This window comes from Pseudomonas sp. 58(2021), assembly GCF_017491585.1.
In the GTDB taxonomy this organism is placed as follows: Bacteria; Pseudomonadota; Gammaproteobacteria; order Pseudomonadales; family Pseudomonadaceae; genus Aquipseudomonas; species Aquipseudomonas fluorescens_BT.
In genome coordinates, this window is the sequence record NZ_JAFGYZ010000006.1 from 260,050 (window position 1) to 281,915 (window position 21,866).

Sequence of the window (21,866 nt, forward strand, 5' to 3'; positions counted from 1 at the left end):
CAACACCGAAAATGCTATGGATTGCCCACCTGACCAACAGCAGGAAGCAATCTCTTTTGCCCAATTGACGGCTTGTACGTAAAAGTCCAGTATGGATTTACAAGTACAAATAAAGTTTTTCCCGTTTCAGCTCTTTCTTCTGTCTTGCCAAACCAACAACAACCCGCGAGAGAACGAACATGAAGAAACTCCCCCTCATCACCGGTCTGGCGCTGAGCCTGTTGGCGTGCAGCAGCGTGTTTGCAGCCGAGAAAACCCTGCGCATCGGTATCGAAGCGGCCTATCCACCCTTCGCTTCGAAAACCGACAAGGGTGAAATCGTCGGTTTCGACTACGACATCGGCAATGCCCTGTGCGCGCAGATGCAGGTCAAGTGCGTGTGGGTCGAGGGCGAGTTCGACGGTCTGATTCCTTCCCTGAAAGTGAAGAAAATCGACATGGCGCTGTCGTCCATGACCATCAACGAGGATCGCAAGAAGTCCGTGGACTTCACCCACAAGTACTATTTCACCTCATCGCGGCTGGTGATGAAGGAAGGCGCGAGCGTCGATGACCAGTACGCCAGCCTCAAGGGCAAGACCGTCGGCGTGCAGCGTGCGACCACCACCGACCGTTACGCCACCGAGGTGTTCGAGCCCAAGGGCATCAACGTCAAACGCTATGGCAACAACGAAGAAATCTACATGGACCTGGCGGCCGGGCGTCTCGACGCGATCTTCGCCGACACCATCCCGCTGAACGACTTCCTGTCGATGCCGCGTGGCAAGGGTTACGCCTTTGTCGGGCCTGAGCTGAAGGATCCGAAGTACGTGGGCGAGGGCGCCGGGATCGCGGTGCGCAAAGGCAACACCGAACTGGTCAGCCAGTTGAATACCGCCATCGACGGCATTCGTGCCAGTGGCGAATACCAGAAGATTTCCGAGAAGTACTTCAAGTCGGACATCTACGGCGACTGATGTTGAAAACCGTGCAGCCTTCGCAGGCTGCACGGTTTCAGCCCTTCAATTCCTTCAAATGCTTGTACACCGTCGCCCGCCCCATGTTCAGCACATTGGCCACATAGTTTGAGGCACTCTTGCCCTTGAACGCCCCCTCGGCGTGCAGCGCCAGCACCAGTTCACGTTTGTGGTCGCGGGTCAGCAGATTCAGGCTCAGTTGCCGCTCGCGCAGCCAGGCGTGCAGGAAAGTGTTGATCCGCTCCTGCCAGTCATCGCGAAACAGCGAGTCCGGTTGCGGGATCAGCTTGCTCGGCGAGAGGAAGAGGTCCAGTGCAGCCTTGGCGTTCTCGAACAGCGAAATATTCAGGTTGATGCAAAGCACCGCCAGCGGACGCCCTTCGCTGTCGCGCAGCACGGTACTCAGACTGCGAATCTTCTGGCCGTCCCAGTTGAGCTTTTCGTACGGGCCGATGTTTCGTTCGCTGACGTCGTCGCTGAGCATGTCTTCCAGCGACGATTCATCGCCGATCACCCGCTTCGACAGGTTGTTGGCGATGTAGTCGACCTTCTGTGTGCGCAGGTCATGCAGCACCACTTCGGCGTGGGGAAAGAACAGGGTGGCGATGGCGTCGGCGATGGCGTGGTAGTTATCCAGCGCGGCGTCATTCAGCTCGGAAGATAGTTCGGGGGCGGTCATAACTGTGGAGCTCCAGGCAACGTCAACGCCCCCGTGATCCGGGGGCGTTGCGAGTGTGCCGCAATCCGTTGGGCGCGTCATCCGGGCAAGGGCTCAGGCCAGGCGGGCAGGGGCGAGCATGGCGGCGTCCAGGCCGAACTGCTTGAGGTGCTCCGGCAACGATTCACCGCGTACCAGCGCTGCGCTGGCCATGCCCATGGCCGGTGAGGTCTGAATACCGTAGCCACCCTGGGCCGCGACCCAGAACAGCCCCGGCACCTGCGGATCGAATCCGGACAACAAATCGCCATCGGCGACGAAACTGCGCAGGCCGGCCCAGGTGCGGGTCGGGCGGCGGATGGTCAGGGTCGTCGCCTCTTCGATCTGGTAGATGCCCATGGCGATGTCGAGTTCTTCGGGCTGCACGTCATGTGGTTCGACCGGGTCGGCGTTGGCCGGCGAGCCGAGGAACATCCCGGCGTCAGGCTTCATGTAGAACGATTCGTCGAGGCTGACCAGCATCGGCCAGTGATGAATGTCCACGCCTTCGGGGCCGGCGAAGATGAACGCGGCGCGGCGTTTCGGTTGCAGGCCCAGCGGCCGGGCACCCGCGAGGGCACCGATTTTGTCGGCCCAGGCGCCTGCTGCGTTGATCACGACGGGAGCGCTGAAGGTCTGGCCGTTGGTTTGCACTTGCCAGATGCTGTCGGCATCACGGTTCAGCCCGAGCACCTCGCAGTCGGTCAGGACTTGCCCGTTGTTGCGACGGATACCGCGCAGATAGCCTTGGTGCAGGGCGTCGGTGTCGATGTCGCTGGCGGTGGGGTCATAGATTGCACCGTGGACCTTTTCCCGACGCAGGATCGGCAGCCGCGCGCAGGCTTCTTCCGCGCTGAGCAGTTGCATCTGCGGCACCGTGGCCTTGGCGCTGAGGTATTGATTGTTCAGCTCGGCGGCATCGCCGGTGAAGTCCACGGTCATTTCGCCGCGTGGAGTCAGCAGCGGGTGTTCACAGAAGCCGCTGGGCGGGTGATCGAAAAACGCCCGACTGGCCTGGGTCAGCGCCCGAACCTGCGGCGTGCCGTAAGCTGCGGTGAACAGCGCAGCCGAGCGCCCGGTGGAGTGATAGGCCGGGTGCGATTCGCGTTCCAGCACCACGACCGTGCCGTGCTGCGACAGCCAGAAACCGGTGGACGCGCCGGCAATCCCGCCGCCGATGATGATGAAATCTGCATGACTCATGGAGTTCTCCAGTGTGTACGCAATATCAAGGAGTTCGCTGTTCTCCATGTGGGAGCGGGCTTGCTCGCGAAGGCAGTGTGTCATTCGCTGAATAAGTTGCCTGACACGGCCTCTTCGCGAGCAAGCCCGCTCCCACAGGGGGGCTTGGTGTTACAGGCTCAGGTGATAAACCGCGTTGGCCAGGGCGATGTCTTCCAGGCCCAGACCGATGGAGCGGAAAAATACGTGACGGTTGTAATCGGGACGCTGCACTTTTTCGCTGAGCAGATCCGCCAGGTCACCGATGATCGCGCTGCTGTCCCAGCCATGCCGTTCGCTGGCGATCAGCATTTCACCTGCCGAACCCGGCGTGGTCAGACGATAGTCGCAGAACACCTGCATGTCGTTGAGGCTTTGCGGCGGCACTTCGTGAGCGCGTGGTGCGTTGGTGCTGATCGAGGTGATCAGCGCCGGTTTGCTCAAGGTTGCCGGGTCGATCACAGGTCCTGCGGAGGAGGTGCAGAGCATGATGACGTCGGCTTCGGCGATGGCGGTTTCGCGGCTGTCGGCGATGCTCACCCGTGGATCGACGGCTAGCAGCAGGCTGGCGGTTTTCGGGTCTTCGCTCAGGGTGGGCGAGTACACGCGGATGCTCTGCCAGTCGCGCAATGTCTTGACGTAATGCAGGTGCGCCTGGGCGACCTTGCCGCTGCCGATGATCGCCAGGCGTTTTGCGTTCAACGGGGCCAGGGCATCGACGGCGACAGCTGTGGTTGCCGCGGTGCGGGCGGTGGTCAGCTCGCCGGCATCGCAGAGCAGCAGCGGCTGACCGGTCTGCATCGACATCAGCAGCGTCCATGCCGTCACCAGCGGGCCTTGTTCGCGAACGATATACGGCGAAGTCTTGACCCCGTACACGCCATCTTCCGCCAGCACGCCGAGATAGTTGATGAAGTCCCCGGCGCCCTGGGGAAATTCCACCAGTTGCTGCGCCGGTTGCACCGCATGCCCGGCCGCCAGATCGCGGAACAGCTTGCGCAGGATCTGCGGCACATCGATCCGGGCCAACAGCTCGCGAGCCTGGGTTTGGTCAATCACGTAAGGCGTACTGGACATGTCGGACTCCGGAGGTTGTTTCTAAACTAATTTGTCCATTATGGACTTTTAGTTTTATTGAACAATATCCGGGCGAAAAAAAAGCGCAGTCCGTTGCCGGCTGCGCTTCTCTTTATAGCGGCGCTTACTGTGGACGCTTGCGCTCAACCGCCCGCAACAGATGGGTCGGCGGCGTTTCACAGCTGATCTTGCGACCGAGTTTTTCTTCGATGGACGGCAACTGATAGGAGTCGTCTTCACCGGCGAAGCTGATCGATACGCCATCAGCGCCGGCGCGACCGGTACGGCCGATGCGGTGCACGTAGTCGTCCGGGACTTCCGGCAGGGTGAAGTTGATCACGTGGCTGATGCCGTCGATGTGGATGCCGCGACCGGCCACGTCGGTGGCGACCAGCACCCGGATCTTGCCTTCGCGGAAGCCTTCCAGCGTCTTGATTCGCTTGTGCTGCGGCACGTCGCCGGACAGTTGCGCGGCGTTGATGCCGTCGCGCACCAGACGTTCTTCGATACGCCGTACTTCATCCTTGCGGTTGGCGAACACGATCACCCGCTCCCAGCCGTTGTCGTTGACCAGGTTGAACAGCAGTTTGTATTTGTCGGCACCGGCCACCGCATAAATGTGCTGTTCGACGTTTTCGTTGGCCACGTTGGTGACCTCGATTTCGACGATGGCAGGGTCGGTGGTCCACTGTTTGGCGAGGTTCATCACGTCATCGGTGAAGGTCGCGGAGAACAGCAGGGTCTGGCGTTCGCTCTTCGGCGGGGTCTGGCGAATGATCTGCCGTACCTGCGGGATGAAGCCCATGTCGAGCATGCGGTCGGCTTCGTCGAGCACCATCACTTCGACCATGTCCAGATGCACGTCGCCGCGCTGGTTGAAGTCGAGCAGACGGCCCGGGGTCGCGACGAGGATGTCGCAATGGCGCGCTTCGAGGTGCTTGAGCTGCTTGTCGAAGTCCATCCCGCCGACGAACGTCATGACGTTGAGGCCGGTGTACTTGGTCAGGTCGGCGGCGTCCTTGGCGATCTGCACCACCAGCTCACGGGTCGGCGCGATGATCAGCGCCCGTGGCTCGCCCATGTAGCGCTCTTTCGGCGGCGGGGTCTGCAGCAGCTGGGTGATGATCGAGATCAGGAACGCGGCGGTCTTGCCGGTGCCGGTCTGGGCGCGGCCGATGGCGTCTTTGCCGGCGAGGGTATAACCCAGCACCTGGGCCTGGATCGGCGTGCAATACGGGAAACCCAGGTCGTGGATGGCGTGCATCAGTTCCGGGGCGAGCTTGAAATCGTGGAAACGGGTCTTGCCTTCCTGGGGCTCGACGACGAAATTTTCGAGTTTCCAGGGAATGACCGGCGCCTTGGGCTTCGGCTCGCGGCGTGGTCTGGCCGGTTTTGGTGTTTCGCTGCGGGCGCTTTCTGGAGCGGGAGCTGAAACAGCAGCGGGTGCCGGTTCGCGTTTCGGTGTGGCTACGGGAGCCTGGCGGTCCGCCGGTCTGGCATCGCTGCGATGGCCGGGGGCGTGCGACGGCGCACTGGGAGTTGGCGCGAGCTGCTCAGCCTCGCTTTTTCCGAACATCTTCTTGAGTGCTTTGAGCACGGTCATCTCATCAATTGGTTAAGGAATGTACGCCGGCCAGTGTAATGCAAGAAACGGGCGCGGCGTAGTGGGATGATCAAAGGGGCCCGACCACCGGAAAATCGAGCTGCGAACGATCAGCGCAGGCGTTCGCTCAGCCACACGCCGATGTCGCGAATTTCTTCGGGTAACACTTCGTGCTCCATTGGGTATTCCTGCCATGTCACGGTGACACCATGGGCTTTCAGATACTCATACGCCGTACGGCCCATGGAGTTTTGCACCACGTTGTCGAACTGGCCGTGCAGCGACAGCACCGGAATCCGCTGCTGGCTGGCGGACAACTCCAGTTCGTCGCTGAATGTCGGCGCGTAGGTCGACAACGCCAGCACCCCGCCCAACGGCCCCTGCCATTTCAGAAATGCAGTGTGGTAGACCACGGCGCCGCCCTGGGAAAAACCGGCCAGGAAAATCCGCGAAGCGTCTATTCCGCTGGCGCGCTGCTGTTCGATCAATTCGATGACGTGATCGGCGGACGCTTCCAGCTCATCGCGGTCGATGGCCCGGGCCGGGCTCATGGCCTTGATGTCGTACCAGCTCGGCATGGCATATCCGCCATTTATGGTCACCGGGCGGGTCGGTGCCTGGGGCAAAACGAAGCGCGTGCTCAGCAGGCTTTCCTGCAAGGCCTCGGCTACCGGCAGAAAGTCATAGCGGTCGGCGCCGAGGCCGTGCAGCCAGATCACGCAGGCGTCGGCTGCCTTTACAGGCTGAAGAATCAAGGGCTCGGTCATGGCTGCTCCAAAAATGTGCGGGCGCTCTCATTAAGTGCGTGATTGGGGTGCGCGCCCGGTTGATCCGTTAAGAAGATGTCGCAAGGCTGCAAGTTTTGCTATTGACCTGTCGCTCAATCGCTTCAGCGAGCGGTGTGGTACGGGCTTTGCTATGAGGTAGTCGTGCAATCGATCTCGCGCCTGGCGGTAACACTATCAGTGAACGCCCGGCGACGGGATAGCAAAGAATCCGGTGATGGATGTTCGCCAATGGCCGCAACGGGCTTAGCGAATGTGAAAGGGCTACCGCCCGTTCGGCCGACTGGTGAGAAGTGAGTTGTCCATGATGTGGATTGTCTCCTACTAGACTCATAGCGAAGGTCCTGCGTCGGTTGACCCCAAAAAAAGCCAACACGGGTCGACAACGCCTCAAAAGGGTGCGACTGGACTCAAGCTCCGACACAACAAGAGCAAAACTGGAGGTTTGAATGAAGATGTTGAAATCCACGCTGGCGATCGTGACTGCTGCTGCAGTACTGGGTGTCAGCGGGTTCGCTCAGGCGGGTGCAACCCTGGATGCGGTACAAAAGAAAGGTTTCGTGCAGTGTGGCGTGAGCGACGGTCTGCCAGGCTTCTCCGTACCGGATTCGACCGGCAAGATTCTCGGCATCGACGCCGACGTCTGCCGTGCCGTGGCCGCTGCCGTGTTCGGCGATGCGACCAAGGTCAAGTTCAGTCAGTTGAACGCCAAGGAGCGCTTCACCGCGCTGCAGTCCGGCGAGATCGACATTCTGTCGCGCAACACCACCATGACCAGCTCCCGTGACGCGGGCATGGGCCTGAAATTCCCTGGCTTCATCACTTACTACGACGGCGTGGGCTTCCTGGCCAACAACAAGCTGGGCGTGAAAAGTGCCAAGGAACTGGATGGCGCGACCATCTGCATTCAAGCCGGTACCACCACCGAGCTGAACGTCTCCGACTACTTCCGCGCCAATGGCCTGAAGTACACCCCGATCACTTTCGATACTTCCGATGAAAGCGCCAAGTCGCTGGAATCCGGTCGTTGCGACGTGCTGACCTCCGACAAGTCCCAGCTGTTCGCCCAGCGCAGCAAGCTGGCTTCGCCGAAGGATTACGTGGTTCTGCCGGAAACCATTTCCAAGGAACCTCTGGGCCCGGTCGTGCGTAACGGCGACGACGAGTGGCTGGCCATCGTGCGCTGGGTCGGCTACGCGCTGCTCAACGCTGAAGAAGCCGGCATCACTTCGAAAAACGTACTCGAAGAAGCCAAGTCCACCAAGAACCCGGACGTTGCCCGTCTGCTGGGTGCCGACGGCGAGTACGGCAAGGACCTGAAACTGCCGAAGGACTGGGTCGTGAAAATCGTTTCCCAGGTGGGTAACTACGGCGAAATCTTCGAGAAAAACCTCGGCAAGAGCACTCCGCTGGAAATCGACCGTGGCCTGAACGCGCTGTGGAACAACGGCGGCATTCAGTACGCACCACCAGTGCGCTAATGGTTCTATCACCCGGCGGGCCAACCGCCGGGTGATGTTCTGTTCCATTTCTTGCGGGGCACTTCATGCAAAATTCAATCGGCGCACCAAAGCAGAGGTTCAGCCTCAGCGATCCGCGTGTGCGTGCGTGGCTATTTCAGATCATCACCGTCGTGGCGGTGGTCGCCATGGGCTGGTATCTGTTCGACAACACCCAGACCAACCTGCAGCACCGGGGCATCACGTCCGGGTTCAGCTTTCTGGAGCGCAGTGCCGGGTTCGGCATCGCTCAACACCTGATCTCCTACACCGAAGCGGACAGCTATGCCCGCGTGTTCGTGATCGGTCTGCTCAACACCTTGCTGGTGACTTTCATCGGCGTGATCCTGGCGACCCTGCTGGGCTTCATCATCGGTGTGGCGCGGCTGTCGCCGAACTGGATCATCAGCAAACTGGCGACCGTGTATGTGGAAGTCTTCCGCAACATTCCGCCGCTGCTGCAAATCCTGTTCTGGTATTTCGCGGTGTTCCTGACCATGCCGGGGCCGCGCAACAGCCACAACTTCGGCGACACCTTCTTCGTCAGCAGCCGTGGCCTGAACATGCCGGCCGCGCAAATGGCCGACGGCTTCTGGGCATTCGTGGTCAGCATTGTGGTGGCGATCGTTGCCATCGTGCTGATGAGCCGCTGGGCCAACAAGCGCTTTGAGGAAACCGGCGAGCCGTTCCACAAGTTCTGGGTCGGCCTGGCGATATTCCTGGTGATCCCGGCGCTATGTGCGCTGATCTTCGGCGCGCCGCTGCATTGGGAAATGCCGAAGCTGCAAGGCTTCAACTTCGTCGGCGGCTGGGTGCTGATTCCGGAACTGCTGGCCCTGACCCTGGCCCTGACCGTGTACACCGCGGCGTTCATCGCCGAAATCGTGCGTTCGGGGATCAAGTCGGTCAGCCACGGCCAGACCGAAGCGGCCCGTTCGCTCGGTCTGCGCAACGGTCCGACCCTGCGCAAGGTGATCATTCCGCAAGCGCTGCGCGTGATCATTCCACCGCTGACCAGCCAATACCTGAACCTGGCGAAGAACTCCTCGCTGGCGGCCGGTATCGGTTATCCGGAAATGGTTTCGCTGTTCGCCGGCACCGTGCTGAACCAGACCGGTCAGGCGATCGAAGTCATTGCCATCACCATGAGCGTGTACCTGGCGATCAGTATCAGCATTTCCCTGCTGATGAACTGGTACAACAAGCGCATTGCGCTGATCGAGCGGTAAGGAATAGCGCATGAGTACTCATACATTCAAACCCGACATGCCACCGCCGGCCAAGGTCTTCGGCCCGATGGCGTGGATACGCGCGAACATGTTCTCCAGCTGGCTCAACACCCTGCTGACCCTGTTTGCGTTCTATCTGATCTACCTGGTGGTTCCGCCGCTGCTCAGTTGGGCGATCTTCGATGCCAACTGGGTCGGCACCACCCGCGCCGACTGCACCAAGGCGGGCGCCTGCTGGGTGTTCATCGAGCAGCGTTTCGGCCAGTTCATGTACGGCTACTACCCGGCAGATCTGCGCTGGCGCGTGGACCTGACCGTGTGGCTGGCGGTCATCGGTGTGGCCCCGCTGTTCATCAAGCGCGTGCCGCGTAAAGCGGTGTACGGGCTGAGCTTTCTGGTGATCTATCCGATCGTTGCGTGGTGCCTGCTGCATGGCGGCGTGTTCGGCCTGAGCGCCGTTGCCACCAGCCAGTGGGGCGGCCTGATGCTGACCCTGGTGATCGCTACCGTCGGTATCGCCGGCGCGCTGCCGCTGGGGATCATGCTGGCCCTGGGGCGCCGTTCGAACATGCCGGCCATTCGTGTGGTCTGCGTGACGTTCATCGAGTTCTGGCGTGGCGTGCCGCTGATCACCGTGCTGTTCATGTCTTCGGTGATGCTGCCGCTGTTCCTGCCCGAAGGCATGAACTTCGACAAGCTGCTGCGGGCACTGATCGGCGTGATCCTGTTCCAGTCGGCCTACGTCGCCGAAGTGGTGCGCGGCGGTCTGCAAGCGATCCCCAAAGGTCAGTACGAAGCCGCGGCCGCGATGGGCCTCGGTTACTGGCGCGCCATGGGCCTGGTGATTCTGCCGCAAGCCCTGAAACTGGTGATTCCCGGCATCGTCAACACCTTCATCGCGCTGTTCAAGGACACCAGCCTGGTGATCATCATCGGCCTCTTTGACCTGCTCAACAGCGTCAAGCAAGCCGCTGCCGATCCGAAATGGCTGGGCATGGCCACCGAAGGCTACGTGTTCGCCGCCCTGGTGTTCTGGATTTTCTGTTTTGGCATGTCGCGCTATTCCATGCATCTGGAACGCAAGCTCGACACTGGCCACAAGCGTTAGGAGTTTTTTCGATGAGCGAAGCAATCAAAAAGCCAGTGGGCCCTGAAGGCATCATTCAGATGCAGGGCGTGAACAAGTGGTATGGCCAGTTCCACGTGTTGAAAGACATCAACCTGAACGTCAAGCAGGGCGAGCGTATCGTTCTGTGCGGCCCGTCGGGTTCCGGCAAGTCCACCACCATCCGCTGCCTCAACCGTCTGGAAGAGCACCAGCAGGGCCGCATCGTGGTCGACGGCGTGGAGCTGACCAACGACCTCAAGCAGATCGAAGCGATCCGCCGTGAAGTCGGCATGGTGTTCCAGCATTTCAACCTGTTCCCGCACCTGACCATTCTGCAGAACTGCACCCTGGCACCGATGTGGGTGCGCAAGATGCCCAAGCGCAAGGCCGAGGAAATCGCCATGCATTACCTGGAACGCGTACGCATTCCGGAGCAGGCGCACAAGTTCCCGGGGCAACTGTCCGGCGGCCAGCAGCAGCGTGTGGCGATTGCCCGCGCGCTGTGCATGAAACCGAAAATCATGCTGTTCGACGAACCGACCTCGGCACTTGACCCGGAAATGGTGAAAGAGGTGCTCGACACCATGATCGGACTGGCCGAAGACGGCATGACCATGCTCTGCGTGACCCACGAAATGGGCTTCGCCCGCACAGTGGCCAACCGTGTGATCTTCATGGACAAGGGCGAAATCGTCGAGCAGGCGGCACCGAACGACTTCTTCGACAATCCGCAGAATGATCGGACCAAGTTGTTCCTGAGTCAGATTCTGCATTGATCCGATTCAGGCCTTGAAATAAACCCGGACACAGTTCCGGGTTTATTTTTGCCCGGATTTTACCGATTGCCCTGTTTGAAGAATCTGACTACCCTGTCAGCAAATTCATCCCATGATTGGATGACAGGGCGAATTCCATGTCTGAAAACTCTTTATTGATCAAACGATCCCTGGTCGATCAGGCCCTGGATCTATTGCGCCAGCGCATCACCGACGGCACCTGGCAGGTCGGTCAGCGCCTGCCGACCGAACCCGAGCTGTGCGTCGAGCTCGGCATCAGCCGCAACACGGTGCGTGAAGCCATGCGGGTGCTGGCGTTCTCCGGGCTGATCGAAATCCGCCAGGGTGACGGCAGCTATCTGCGGGCGGTGGTGGACCCGATGGACACGCTCAAGGCGTTGTCCAAGTGCTCGCTGGATCAGGCCCGGGAAACCCGGCACATCCTTGAAGTCGAGGCCATCGGTCTGGCGGCGTTGCGTCGCACCGATGAGGATCTGGCGGGCCTTCGGGAGGCACTGGGCGTTGCCTGCAGCCACTATCACGGTGATCTCGACAGCTACATCGCCTGTGACCTGGTGTTCCACCGCCGTCTGGTGGACGCCGCGCACAACCCGACCCTCAGCGAGCTGTATCGCTATTTCTCCAGCATCGTCGGCGCGCAACTGCGCCAGACCCTGAACATCGTCCCCCGTCGACAGGAAGTCTTCGATTTGCACGTCGCCTTGCTCGAGGCCGTCGAGCAGCGCGATCCGGAGCGGGCCAAAGCCCTGTCGAGGCAGTTGATCAATGAACCTTGAAACCGAGAAACCCATGCCCCGCCCAGAAGCCTCTCCAGCCCCCGTTCGCAAGGCCGAGCTCGAAGAGTTGTTGATCGACGCCGAGGCCGATGACGAGCAGGTACAGCAAAGTCATCCATTGGTACGTCGCCCGTGGCTGTTGCTGCTGGGGCTGATTCTGGTGGCGTTGAACCTGCGTCCGGCGCTGTCGAGCATGGCGCCGCTGCTCAGTGACGTGTCGAAAAGCCTTGGCTTGTCCGCCGCACAGGCGGGGTTGCTTACGACGTTGCCAGTGTTGTGCCTCGGTCTGTTCGCTCCGCTGGCTCCGGTGCTGGCGCGACGTTTCGGTGCCGAGCGGGTGGTGCTGGGGATTCTGCTGACACTGGCCGGCGGCATCATCCTGCGCAGCAACCTCGGCGAAATCGGTCTGTTCGCCGGCAGCGTGCTGGGTGGCGCGAGTATCGGCATCATCGGCGTCTTGCTGCCGGGCATCGTCAAGCGCGACTTCGCCAGACACGCCGGCACCATGACCGGTGTCTACACCATGGCTCTGTGCCTGGGTGCAGCAATGGCGGCGGGTTCCAGCGTGCCGTTGAGCGAACACTTCGACCACAGCTGGGCCATGGGGCTTGGCTTCTGGGTGATTCCGGCGCTGGTCGCGGCGGTGTTCTGGCTGCCGCAGATCGGCCAGAAGCACGGCGCGCACAACGTTGCCTATCGGGTCCGCGGTCTGCTGCGTGATCCGCTGGCCTGGCAAGTGACTTTGTACATGGGCCTGCAATCGTCGCTGGCCTACATCGTGTTCGGCTGGTTGCCGTCGATCCTCATCGGTCGTGGGCTGACGCCGACACAGGCGGGCCTTGTGCTGTCCGGTTCGGTGATCATCCAGCTCGCCAGCTCCCTGGCGGCGCCGTGGCTGGCCACGCGCGGCAAGGATCAGCGTCTGGCGATCGTGGTAGTGATGGCGCTGACCCTCGGCGGCCTGTTCGGTTGCCTCTACGCGCCGATCGAAGGCCTGTGGGGCTGGGCGATCCTGCTGGGCCTGGGGCAGGGCGGTACGTTCAGCCTGGCGTTGACCCTGATCGTCTTGCGCTCGCGGGATTCCCACGTAGCGGCGAACCTGTCGAGCATGTCCCAGGGCTTTGGTTACACCCTCGCGTCGATGGGGCCGTTCGCGGTGGGCGTGGTGCATGACTGGACCGGTGGCTGGAACGCCGTGGGCTGGATTTTCGGCATCATTGGTGCGGGTGCAATCCTCGCTGGCCTCGGTGCCGGGCGTGCGTTGTACGTGCAGGTGGTCAGCGAAAAGGTCTGATACGCACACACTGTCGGTATTCGGAATGCGAATGCCGATAGTGTTTCGGGCGTTTGCAGATTATCGTGCTGGCAATCTGTACCTTTCCTGGAGATTGCCCATGAGTGAAGAAGCCCACAGCGCCCTGATCACCCGTTTCTACCAGGCTTTCCTGCGCCTCGACGCCGAGGCCATGGCCGCCTGCTACACCGACGACGTGGTGTTCAGCGATCCGGCCTTTGGCGAGCTGCGCGGTCGTGATGCCGGCGACATGTGGCGCATGCTCACCACCCGGGCCAAAGACTTTTCCCTGACCTTCGACAACGTCCGCGCCGACGAGCGCAGCGGTGGCGCCCACTGGGTGGCGACCTACCTGTTCAGCCAGACCGGCAACGTCGTGATCAACGACATCCAGGCACGCTTCGTCTTCCGTGACGGCAAGATCTGTGAACACCACGACCGCTTCGACCTGTGGCGCTGGTCGCGTCAGGCGCTGGGCTTCAAGGGCCTGCTGCTGGGCTGGACGCCGCTGGTGCGCAACGCCGTCCGCGCCCAGGCGCTGAAAGGGCTGAAGGCATTTCAGGCGAGTCGCTGATAAGATCGCGGCCTGTTTTCCTTACGCCTGAATTGTCCCGTGACCCGCCTCAGCGAAAATCCTCTGGATGCCGACGTTCCAGTGAGCAAATCCTGGTTCGTCTACCTCGTACGCGCCGCCAACGGCTCGCTGTACTGCGGGATCAGCGATGATCCCGTGCGCCGTTTCGCCAAGCACCAGAGCGGCAAGGGCGCACGATTCTTTCTCTCGAGCCCGGCGATGGCGCTGGTCTATACCGAGCGTTGTCGCGACAAGAGTGATGCGTTGCGCCAGGAGCGGTTGATCAAGAAGCTCAGGAAAAGTGCGAAGGAATGTCTGGTGGCGTCTTATCGGCCGGACTAAATAAGCCCTCAAACCTTGTAGATATCCCTTCCGTGGAGGCGGCACGTTGCATAAACGACAGGCAAGAAAAAACCGCCCTTGTAGGCGGTTTTTTCTGTAAACCTCGGTTTGCGGCCGGGGTTTACTGCATCTCACTGGATACACTGGCGCAGGCCAAGAGTATTCGTCTTTACGTCACCAGGCAAGCCTTGAAACACCCATTCCAGAGAATGCGATTTTGAGCTCATTTGTTTAAAAGACGATATATCAATCCGATTACTATTCATCCGCTCGCATGCCAATGCAGCTTTTGAGGTCTGGCTGATCGACGTAACGGTTTCATGCCCTCTGACATGGGGTTGCTCCCGTGCCGGAATGATTTTTCAGGGGGATCACAACCGGCCGCCTCATTGGGTACATTGGCGTGTATTCCGAAGGCGTACGTGGTCCGGTAAGCGCGCTGGAGGTTTGGCCCCCAACCGGAGGCCAAAACGTATGAAGCTTTTGCTACGTACTCTGAGCCTCGTATGGAGGTCGTTCAAAGCGTTTCGCTTTTACGAGTTCCTGCGAGATCACTTTGATGACCTGATGTAAGGTCCTTGATGTGGGAAGCCGTCTCAGCCTTGGCTGAGACGGTTTTTTAGTGCCTATCAACCTGACTGATCATTTCCCATCAGCCGGATCCGTAGGCCGCGAACGAATTGCGCGCTAAGCTGCTGGCTCACTTTCTGTACGGCGGAGCCGAGCATGTCCGAGTTGATTCTGCATCATTACCCGACCTCTCCATTCGCCGAAAAGGCCCGGTTGCTGTTGGGTTTCAAGGGCTTGTCCTGGCGTTCGGTGCACATCTCGCCGGTGATGCCGAAGCCGGATCTGACGGCCCTGACCGGTGGCTACCGCAAGACGCCCGTGCTGCAGATCGGCGCCGACATCTATTGCGATACCGCGCTGATCGCCCGTCGCCTCGAGCAGGAAAAGGCCCAACCTTCGTTCTTCCCGGAAGGTCAGGAAATGATCGCCGCCAGTTTCGCCGCCTGGTCCGATTCGGTGGTGTTCCAGCATGCGGTGAGCCTGGTGTTCCAGCCGGAATCGGTGGCGGTGCGTTTCGGCAAGTTGCCGCCGGAAGCGATCAAGGCCTTCCTCGCCGATCGTGCCGGACTGTTCAGCGGTGGCAGCGCGACCAGGCTGTCGGCCGAGCAGGCCAGGCACAATTGGCCGACCTTCATGACGCGTCTGGAGCAGCAGTTGCAGCGTGAAGACGGTGACTTCCTGTTTGGCGAGCCGTCGATTGCCGACTTCGCCATGGCTCATCCACTGTGGTTCCTCAAGGCCACACACGTGACGGCGCCCTTGGTGGATGCTTATCCGGCGGTGTCGGCGTGGCTGGGGCGTGTGCTCGGTTTTGGCCATGGCGCGGCCAGCGAGATGAGCTCGGAGGAAGCACTGGAAATCGCGCGCAGTTCGACGCCGGCGGCGTTGCCGGACGAAGCATTCACTGATCCGAACGGGTTCGTGGCAGGTCAGCAGGTGCTGATCGCAGCGACAGACTACGGTGTTGACCCGGTCGCCGGTGAGCTGGTGTTTGCCGGTCGTGAAGAGCTGATCCTGCGCCGTGAAGACGAACGTGGCGGTTTAGTGCATGTGCACTTCCCGCGCTTCGGTTTCCGTATCGAGAAGCGCTGAAACAACCGAGGGAGCCGATTGGCTCCCTCGTTCATTTCAGTGCCGCGAGAATCTCGTCCGGATCAAACCCGCGAATCAACGTGCCATTGACGTCGATCAGCGGGATCCCGCGTCCGCCCAGCGCTTCGTAGGCCTTGCGCGCCTCGGCGTCCTTCTCGATGTCGAATTCCTTGAACGGAATGCCTTTCTGATCGAGAAAGCGTTTGGTCTGCTTGCAGTAGCCGCACCAGTCCGTGGCGTACAGCACGACATGGGCATTGGCGCGAACCTGCTCGGACGCCATCTGCGACGGGTTGAACACCCGCTCGATCTTGCCCCAGTTCTGGTAAACCACGACCACCAGCAGAACCAGCGCGACCTTTTTCAGTACATTGCCGAGCATCAGTTGCGACGCTTCAGCTGATCGGTGAGCGAGGTCGGCAGGCCCTTGATGACCAGCGTCCCGGCTTCTTCGTCGTATTCGATCTTCGAGCCCAGCAGGTGCGCTTCGAAGCTGATCGACAGGCCTTCGGCGCGACCGGTGAAGCGGCGGAACTGGTTGAGCGTGCGCTTATCCGCCGGGATCTCCGGCGACAGGCCGTAATCCTTGTTGCGGATGTGGTCGTAAAAGGCTTTCGGGCGTTCTTCGTCGATCAGCTCCGACAGTTCTTCCAGGCCCATCGGTTCGCCGAGCTTGGCCTGGCTGCTGGCGTAGTCGACCAGGGTCTTGGTCTTCTCGCGGGCGGAATCTTCCGGCAGGTCTTCGCTCTCGACGAAGTCGCTGAAGGCTTTGAGCAACGTGCGGGTCTCGCCCGGGCCGTCGACGCCTTCCTGGCAGCCGATGAAGTCACGGAAATATTCCGAGACCTTCTTGCCGTTCTTGCCCTTGATGAACGAGATGTACTGCTTGGACTGCTTGTTGTTCTGCCACTCGGAGACGTTGATCCGCGCCGCCAGGTGCAGTTGACCGAGGTCGAGGTGGCGCGACGGGGTCACGTCCAGCTCATCGGTCACCGCCACGCCTTCGCTGTGGTGCAGCAGGGCGATGGCCAGGTAATCGGTCATGCCTTGCTGGTAATGGGCGAACAGCACGTGGCCGCCGACGGACAGGTTCGATTCTTCCATCAGCTTTTGCAGGTGCTCGACCGCGACCTTGCTGAACGCGGTGAAGTCCTTGCCGCCTTCCATGTATTCCTTCAGCCAGCCGCTGAACGGGAACGCGCCGGACTCTGGATGAAACAACCCCCAGGCTTTGCCCTGTTTGGCGTTATAGCTCTCGTTGAGGTCGGCGAGCATGTTCTCGATGGCGGCGGATTCAGCCAGTTCGGAATCACGGGCGTGCAGGACGGCGGGTGTGCCATCGGGTTTTTTGTCGATCAGGTGGACGATGCAATGACGGATCGGCATGGGCTTCTCGGCAAGTGAAAGGGAGGAGGGCGGGCTCCCCCGAAAAAGCGCTCAGTGTACCGCAACCACTGGTTTTGGCGCGGGGTGAAGGGCAATTCGGGGTCATGGGGCAGCGCTTATGCATTTATTTACCGATTTAGCGCAATAAACCTGACCATTTGGCTAGCTAGAGGCGGATATTTCCTTGTCTCTGTGCTAGTTTTGCCCGGTCTTACGCGTAGTCACTGCGTTAAGCGTGCATTCAGCATTTGTCAGGTCGAACCAAACCCTGATTTCGGCATCTATAACCCCGACTCGTCGTGGTTATCGCCGAGGGTGCCAGATCCAGAAGATCGGGCTCGATGGCTGACACTGCACTCTGCAATCCATATGAATTTGATAGGGAAGGAACACTACATGGCTCTTACTAAAGACCAACTGATCGCCGACATCGCTGAAGCTATCGACGCGCCGAAAACCACCGCGCGTAACGCTCTGGACCAACTGGGCCAAATCGTTGCCGATCAGCTGGAAAACGGCGGCGAAATCACCTTGCCAGGTATCGGCAAGCTGAAAGTGACCGAGCGTCCTGCCCGCACTGGCCGTAACCCATCGACTGGCGCTGCCATCGAAATCCCTGCCAAGAAAGTGATCAAGCTGGTTGTGGCCAAAGGCCTGACCGACGCTGTGAACAAGTAAGACGCAGCGATACAAAAAAAACCGTGCGCCGGAGTGATCCGGGCACGGTTTTTTTACGCCTGCTGTTTGTGTTTCAGCAGTAGCGGCGGCTGCTTTGCGATCACGCGCCGCCCCGGTTGAAACGTATTACTTGCGAACCCAGCGTTCGCGCCGCCAGATCTGCTGCTCGGACTTGGTCTGGAAGGTCCAGGCGACGAAGCGGCTCTGCTTCTGCCCCTGGGACATTTCCACCACCTGGCTTTCCAGCGCGCCGGCCTTTTTCAGCGCGGTTTCGATGGCGGGCAGGTTCGAGGCTTTCGAGACCAGGGTGCTGAACCACAACACCTTGTGCGCAAAGTTCGCACTTTCGGCGATCAATTGCGTCACGAAGCGCGCTTCGCCGCCTTCACACCACAATTCGGCTGACTGACCGCCGAAGTTCAGCACCGGCAGTTTGCGTTTCGGGTCAGCCTTGCCCAAAGCTCGCCATTTGCGCTCACTGCCCTTGGTGGCCTCTTCCATCGACGCGTGGAACGGCGGATTGCACATGGTCAGGTCGAAGCGCTCGCCGGGCTCCAGCAGGCCGATAAGGATGTGCTTGCGGTTCTCCTGCTGGCGCAGCTGGATGACCTTGTTCAGGTCGTTGGACTGGACGATGGCCCTGGCGGCGGCCACGGCGGTCGGATCGATCTCCGAGCCCAGGAAATGCCAGCGATATTCGCTGTTGCCGATCAGCGGATACACGCAGTTGGCGCCCATGCCGATATCCAGCACGTTGACGATGGCGCCGCGCGGAACCACACCGTCGTTGTTGCTGGCCAAGAGGTCGGCCAGGAAGTGGATGTAGTCGGCGCGGCCCGGCACCGGCGGGCACAGATAGTCGGCCGGAATATCCCAATGCTGGATACCGTAGAACGACTTGAGCAGCGCCCGGTTGAACACACGCACCGCATCGGGGCTGGCGAAGTCGATGCTTTCCTTGCCGTACGGGTTGGTGATCACGAACTTCGCCAGTTCCGGCGTGGTCTTGATCAGCGCCGGGAAGTCGTAACGACCCTGATGGCGATTGCGCGGGTGCAGGCTGGCCTCTTTACGCGGCGCCACAGGCTTGGCCGGGGTGGCGGAGTCAGGCTTCTTGCGCGCAGGTTTCGGTGTACGTGGGGCGTTCATGGGCGTGGTCGATTCGGGTAGGGCTGAAAGTGGCGGCTATTGTCCCACAGGGAGCCGTGTTGTTGGCCGGAAAAGTGCCGGGCACAAAAAAGGGAGGCCGTTGCGGGCCTCCCATTTTCAGTGCGATTTGCCGTTACAGGCTGGCAATCCGCGCGTGCTGCTCGGCCAGCTTGGCCAGAGCCTGTTCGGCTTCGGCCAGTTTGGCGCGTTCCTTCTCGATGACCTCGGCCGGGGCCTTGTCAACGAAACCGGCGTTGGACAGCTTGCCCCCAACCCGCTGGACTTCGCCCTGCAGGCGCAGGATTTCCTTGTCCAGACGCGCCAGTTCGGCGTTCTTGTCGATCAGGCCGGCCATCGGCACCAGCACTTCCATCTCGCCAACCAGTGCGGTGGCGGACAGCGGTGCTTCTTCGCCGGCCGCCAGCACGGTGATCGATTCCAGACGCGCCAGCTTCTTCAGCAGCGCTTCGTTCTCGGTCAGGCGACGCTGGTCTTCAGCAGTGACGTTTTTCAGGTAGATCGGCAGCGGTTTGCCCGGGCCGATGTTCATTTCGCCACGGATGTTACGGGTGCCGAGCATCAGGCCCTTGAGCCATTCAATGTCGTCTTCGGCTGCCGGATCGATGCGCTCTTCGTTGGCCACCGGCCAAGGTTGCAGCATGATCGTCTTGCCCTGAATGCCGGCCAGCGGCGCGATGCGCTGCCAGATTTCTTCAGTGATGAACGGCATGAATGGATGCGCCAGACGCAGCGCCACTTCCAGTACGCGAACCAGCGTGCGGCGAGTGCCGCGCTGACGCTCGACCGGCGCGTTTTCGTCCCACAGCACAGGCTTGGACAGTTCCAGGTACCAGTCGCAGTACTGGTTCCAGATGAACTCGTACAGCGCTTGCGCCGCCAGGTCGAAACGGAACTGATCCAGTTGACGGGTCACTTCGGCTTCGGTGCGTTGCAGTTGCGAGATGATCCAGCGATCCGCCAGCGACAGCTCGTAGGCTTCGCCGTTCTGGCCGCAGTCTTCGCCCTTGTCCAGAACATAACGCGCGGCGTTCCAGATCTTGTTGCAGAAGTTGCGATAGCCTTCGACGCGGCCCATGTCGAACTTGATGTCGCGACCGGTGGACGCCAGGGAGCAGAAGGTGAAGCGCAGGGCGTCGGTGCCGTAGCTGGCGATGCCGTCGGCGAACTCTTCGCGGGTCTGCTTCTCGATCTTCTTCGCCAGTTTCGGCTGCATCAGACCGGAAGTGCGTTTCTGCACCAGGGTTTCGAGCTCGATACCGTCGATGATGTCCAGCGGGTCCAGGACGTTGCCCTTGGACTTGGACATCTTCTGGCCCTGGCCATCACGCACCAGACCGTGCACGTAAACGGTCTTGAACGGAACCTGCGGCGTGCCGTCCTCGTTCTTGATCAGGTGCATGGTCAGCATGATCATCCGGGCAACCCAGAAGAAAATGATGTCGAAACCGGTGACCAGCACGTCGGTGGAGTGGAATTTTTTCAGGAACTCGGTTTTTTCCGGCCAGCCCAGGGTGGAGAAGGTCCACAGACCCGAACTGAACCAGGTGTCGAGCACGTCGTTGTCCTGTTGCAGCGCAACGTCCGGGCCGAGGTTGTGCTTGGCGCGTACTTCGGCTTCGTCGCGACCGACGTAGACCTTGCCCGACTCGTCGTACCAGGCCGGGATGCGGTGGCCCCACCACAGCTGACGGCTGATGCACCAGTCCTGGATGTCGCGCATCCACGAGAAGTACATGTTTTCGTACTGCTTCGGCACGAACTGGATGCGACCGTCTTCAACGGCAGCAATCGCAGGCTCGGCCAGCGGCTTGGTGGACACGTACCACTGGTCGGTCAGCCATGGCTCGATGACGGTGCCGGAGCGGTCGCCTTTCGGCACTTTCAGGTTGTGATCGTCGACGCTGACCAGCAGGCCGGCGGCGTCGAACGCAGCCACGATCTGCTTGCGCGCTTCGAAACGCTCGAGACCGGCGTACTCGGCCGGAATCTTGCCGTCGATGCTGTCGTTCAGCGTGCCGTCGAGGTTGAACACCTGCGCTGCCGGCAGCACGTTGGCGTTCTTGTCGAAAATGTTCAGCAGCGGCAGGTTGTGGCGCTTGCCGACTTCGTAGTCGTTGAAGTCGTGGGCCGGGGTGATTTTCACGCAGCCGGTGCCGAATTCAGGATCGCAGTAATCGTCGGCGATGATCGGGATGCGGCGGCCGACCAGCGGCAGCTCGACAAACTTGCCGATCAGGGCTTTGTAACGCTCGTCGTTCGGGTTTACCGCGACGGCGGAGTCGCCGAGCATGGTTTCCGGACGGGTGGTCGCGACGATCAGGAAATCGTTGCCTTCAGCGGTTTTCGCGCCGTCGGCCAGCGGGTACTTCAGGTTCCACAGGAAACCTTTCTCGTCGTGGTTTTCCACTTCGAGGTCGGAAATCGCCGTGTGCAGCTTGGTGTCCCAGTTGACCAGACGCTTGCCGCGATAGATCAGACCGTCTTCGTGCAGGCGCACGAACGCTTCTTTAACGGCTTCCGAGAGGCCGTCGTCCATGGTGAAGCGCTCGCGGCTCCAGTCCACGGACGAACCGAGGCGGCGGATCTGACGGCTGATGTTGCCGCCGGATTGATCCTTCCATTCCCAGACTTTCTCGAGGAATTTTTCCCGGCCCAGATCGTGGCGGTTCTGGCCCTGGGCTTCGAGTTGACGCTCCACCAGCATCTGCGTGGCGATACCGGCGTGGTCGGTGCCCGGCTGCCACAGGGTGTTGCGACCCTGCATGCGACGGAAACGGATCAGGGCGTCCATGATCGCGTTGTTGAAGCCGTGACCCATGTGCAGGCTGCCAGTGACGTTCGGCGGCGGGATCATGATGGTGTAGGAGTCGCCCGCGCCTTGCGGGGCGAAGTAGTTCTCGGACTCCCAGGTGTTGTACCAGGAAGTTTCAATGGCGTGCGGCTGGTAGGTCTTATCCATGCGCGGCGGGACCCTATTGGCATTTATTCAGGAAAAGCCGGGAAGTATAGCGG

Annotated in this window: 20 protein-coding genes; 11 read left to right on the forward strand and 9 right to left on the reverse strand. The window is 60.7% G+C overall.

Going from position 1 to position 21,866, the window contains the following annotated elements; all coding sequences use genetic code 11:
• Positions 1-179: 179 nt before the first annotated feature.
• Entirely contained in the window at positions 180-956 is a 777-nt protein-coding gene (locus J5M72_RS09500; protein ID WP_169428962.1) for an ABC transporter substrate-binding protein, read from the forward strand.
• A gap of 37 nt (positions 957-993) precedes the next feature.
• Here the strand turns inward: J5M72_RS09500 and J5M72_RS09505 are convergent, their stop codons facing one another.
• The 5 genes from J5M72_RS09505 to J5M72_RS09525 all read right to left on the reverse strand — a co-directional run bounded on the left by J5M72_RS09505 (position 994) and on the right by J5M72_RS09525 (position 6,321).
• The gene (locus J5M72_RS09505) at positions 994-1,635 is read right to left on the reverse strand and encodes a PAS domain-containing protein (RefSeq protein WP_169428963.1); all 642 of its coding nucleotides are present in this window, start codon (positions 1,633-1,635) and stop codon (positions 994-996) included.
• A gap of 93 nt (positions 1,636-1,728) precedes the next feature.
• On the reverse strand, positions 1,729-2,856 hold the full coding sequence (locus J5M72_RS09510; RefSeq protein ID WP_169428964.1) for an FAD-binding oxidoreductase: 1,128 nt from the start codon (positions 2,854-2,856) through the stop codon (positions 1,729-1,731).
• A 150-nt stretch (positions 2,857-3,006) separates the two neighbouring features.
• A complete protein-coding gene (locus J5M72_RS09515) occupies positions 3,007-3,951 on the reverse strand; it encodes an ornithine cyclodeaminase family protein (protein WP_207865326.1) in 945 nt (314 codons plus the stop codon).
• 124 nt (positions 3,952-4,075) lie between these two features.
• On the reverse strand, positions 4,076-5,554 hold the full coding sequence (gene rhlB, locus J5M72_RS09520; RefSeq protein ID WP_207865327.1) for an ATP-dependent RNA helicase RhlB: 1,479 nt from the start codon (positions 5,552-5,554) through the stop codon (positions 4,076-4,078).
• Positions 5,555-5,664: 110 nt separating this feature from the next.
• Entirely contained in the window at positions 5,665-6,321 is a 657-nt protein-coding gene (locus tag J5M72_RS09525; protein ID WP_169428967.1) for an alpha/beta fold hydrolase, read from the reverse strand.
• A gap of 467 nt (positions 6,322-6,788) precedes the next feature.
• On the opposite strand from J5M72_RS09525, the gene J5M72_RS09530 reads away from it, so the two are divergent.
• From J5M72_RS09530 to J5M72_RS09570, 9 genes are all read left to right on the forward strand, one after another.
• Positions 6,789-7,820, forward strand: coding sequence for an amino acid ABC transporter substrate-binding protein (locus J5M72_RS09530; RefSeq protein ID WP_085729714.1), 1,032 nt, complete (start codon positions 6,789-6,791; stop codon positions 7,818-7,820).
• Between the two features lie 65 nt (positions 7,821-7,885).
• The gene (locus J5M72_RS09535; RefSeq protein ID WP_169428968.1) at positions 7,886-9,067 is read left to right on the forward strand and encodes an amino acid ABC transporter permease; all 1,182 of its coding nucleotides are present in this window, start codon (positions 7,886-7,888) and stop codon (positions 9,065-9,067) included.
• Between the two features lie 10 nt (positions 9,068-9,077).
• Positions 9,078-10,175, forward strand: a complete 1,098-nt coding sequence (locus J5M72_RS09540; RefSeq protein ID WP_169428969.1) for an amino acid ABC transporter permease — start codon at positions 9,078-9,080, stop codon at positions 10,173-10,175.
• 11 nt (positions 10,176-10,186) lie between these two features.
• On the forward strand, positions 10,187-10,951 hold the full coding sequence (locus J5M72_RS09545) for an amino acid ABC transporter ATP-binding protein (RefSeq protein WP_003221897.1): 765 nt from the start codon (positions 10,187-10,189) through the stop codon (positions 10,949-10,951).
• Positions 10,952-11,088: 137 nt separating this feature from the next.
• Positions 11,089-11,748, forward strand: coding sequence for a FadR/GntR family transcriptional regulator (locus J5M72_RS09550; RefSeq protein WP_207865328.1), 660 nt, complete (start codon positions 11,089-11,091; stop codon positions 11,746-11,748).
• A complete protein-coding gene (locus J5M72_RS09555; RefSeq protein ID WP_207865329.1) occupies positions 11,738-13,042 on the forward strand; it encodes a CynX/NimT family MFS transporter in 1,305 nt (434 codons plus the stop codon). The genes J5M72_RS09550 and J5M72_RS09555 overlap by 11 nt, the downstream gene beginning before the upstream one ends.
• 100 nt (positions 13,043-13,142) lie before the next feature.
• Positions 13,143-13,616, forward strand: coding sequence for a nuclear transport factor 2 family protein (locus J5M72_RS09560; protein ID WP_207865330.1), 474 nt, complete (start codon positions 13,143-13,145; stop codon positions 13,614-13,616).
• 39 nt (positions 13,617-13,655) lie between these two features.
• Positions 13,656-13,958 (forward strand): GIY-YIG nuclease family protein, encoded by a 303-nt coding sequence (locus J5M72_RS09565; RefSeq protein WP_169428973.1) that lies wholly within the window; start codon positions 13,656-13,658, stop codon positions 13,956-13,958.
• A 726-nt stretch (positions 13,959-14,684) separates the two neighbouring features.
• Positions 14,685-15,620 (forward strand): glutathione S-transferase family protein, encoded by a 936-nt coding sequence (locus tag J5M72_RS09570; protein ID WP_169428974.1) that lies wholly within the window; start codon positions 14,685-14,687, stop codon positions 15,618-15,620.
• A 31-nt stretch (positions 15,621-15,651) separates the two neighbouring features.
• Here the strand turns inward: J5M72_RS09570 and J5M72_RS09575 are convergent, their stop codons facing one another.
• Positions 15,652-16,002, reverse strand: coding sequence for a glutaredoxin family protein (locus tag J5M72_RS09575; protein WP_207865331.1), 351 nt, complete (start codon positions 16,000-16,002; stop codon positions 15,652-15,654).
• Positions 16,002-17,006: a nucleoid-associated protein YejK gene (gene yejK / locus J5M72_RS09580; RefSeq protein WP_039769496.1), complete on the reverse strand. Its 1,005-nt coding sequence runs from the start codon at positions 17,004-17,006 to the stop codon at positions 16,002-16,004. The genes J5M72_RS09575 and yejK overlap by 1 nt, the downstream gene beginning before the upstream one ends.
• A gap of 396 nt (positions 17,007-17,402) precedes the next feature.
• Here yejK and J5M72_RS09585 point away from each other — a divergent pair, with 396 nt between their 5' ends.
• The gene (locus J5M72_RS09585; protein WP_003221909.1) at positions 17,403-17,684 is read left to right on the forward strand and encodes an HU family DNA-binding protein; all 282 of its coding nucleotides are present in this window, start codon (positions 17,403-17,405) and stop codon (positions 17,682-17,684) included.
• A gap of 126 nt (positions 17,685-17,810) precedes the next feature.
• Here the strand turns inward: J5M72_RS09585 and rlmF are convergent, their stop codons facing one another.
• Both rlmF and J5M72_RS09595 read right to left on the reverse strand, forming a co-directional pair.
• A complete protein-coding gene (gene rlmF, locus J5M72_RS09590) occupies positions 17,811-18,833 on the reverse strand; it encodes a 23S rRNA (adenine(1618)-N(6))-methyltransferase RlmF (RefSeq protein WP_085747006.1) in 1,023 nt (340 codons plus the stop codon).
• Between the two features lie 133 nt (positions 18,834-18,966).
• Positions 18,967-21,813, reverse strand: a complete 2,847-nt coding sequence (locus tag J5M72_RS09595) for a valine--tRNA ligase (protein ID WP_085697239.1) — start codon at positions 21,811-21,813, stop codon at positions 18,967-18,969.
• Positions 21,814-21,866: the final 53 nt, after the last annotated feature.

Coding starts and splice junctions, on each gene's coding strand:
- J5M72_RS09570 (WP_169428974.1), top strand. CDS start 14,685: ATGTCCGAGTTGATTCTGCATCATTACCCGACCTCTCCATTCGCCGAA.
- J5M72_RS09550 (WP_207865328.1), top strand. CDS start 11,089: ATGTCTGAAAACTCTTTATTGATCAAACGATCCCTGGTCGATCAGGCC.
- J5M72_RS09575 (WP_207865331.1), bottom strand. CDS start 16,002: ATGCTCGGCAATGTACTGAAAAAGGTCGCGCTGGTTCTGCTGGTGGTC.
- J5M72_RS09515 (WP_207865326.1), bottom strand. CDS start 3,951: ATGTCCAGTACGCCTTACGTGATTGACCAAACCCAGGCTCGCGAGCTG.
- rlmF (WP_085747006.1), bottom strand. CDS start 18,833: ATGAACGCCCCACGTACACCGAAACCTGCGCGCAAGAAGCCTGACTCC.
- J5M72_RS09535 (WP_169428968.1), top strand. CDS start 7,886: ATGCAAAATTCAATCGGCGCACCAAAGCAGAGGTTCAGCCTCAGCGAT.
- rhlB (WP_207865327.1), bottom strand. CDS start 5,554: ATGACCGTGCTCAAAGCACTCAAGAAGATGTTCGGAAAAAGCGAGGCT.
- J5M72_RS09545 (WP_003221897.1), top strand. CDS start 10,187: ATGAGCGAAGCAATCAAAAAGCCAGTGGGCCCTGAAGGCATCATTCAG.
- J5M72_RS09510 (WP_169428964.1), bottom strand. CDS start 2,856: ATGAGTCATGCAGATTTCATCATCATCGGCGGCGGGATTGCCGGCGCG.
- yejK (WP_039769496.1), bottom strand. CDS start 17,006: ATGCCGATCCGTCATTGCATCGTCCACCTGATCGACAAAAAACCCGAT.
- J5M72_RS09560 (WP_207865330.1), top strand. CDS start 13,143: ATGAGTGAAGAAGCCCACAGCGCCCTGATCACCCGTTTCTACCAGGCT.
- J5M72_RS09500 (WP_169428962.1), top strand. CDS start 180: ATGAAGAAACTCCCCCTCATCACCGGTCTGGCGCTGAGCCTGTTGGCG.
- J5M72_RS09505 (WP_169428963.1), bottom strand. CDS start 1,635: ATGACCGCCCCCGAACTATCTTCCGAGCTGAATGACGCCGCGCTGGAT.
- J5M72_RS09595 (WP_085697239.1), bottom strand. CDS start 21,813: ATGGATAAGACCTACCAGCCGCACGCCATTGAAACTTCCTGGTACAAC.
- J5M72_RS09530 (WP_085729714.1), top strand. CDS start 6,789: ATGAAGATGTTGAAATCCACGCTGGCGATCGTGACTGCTGCTGCAGTA.
- J5M72_RS09540 (WP_169428969.1), top strand. CDS start 9,078: ATGAGTACTCATACATTCAAACCCGACATGCCACCGCCGGCCAAGGTC.
- J5M72_RS09555 (WP_207865329.1), top strand. CDS start 11,738: ATGAACCTTGAAACCGAGAAACCCATGCCCCGCCCAGAAGCCTCTCCA.
- J5M72_RS09585 (WP_003221909.1), top strand. CDS start 17,403: ATGGCTCTTACTAAAGACCAACTGATCGCCGACATCGCTGAAGCTATC.
- J5M72_RS09525 (WP_169428967.1), bottom strand. CDS start 6,321: ATGACCGAGCCCTTGATTCTTCAGCCTGTAAAGGCAGCCGACGCCTGC.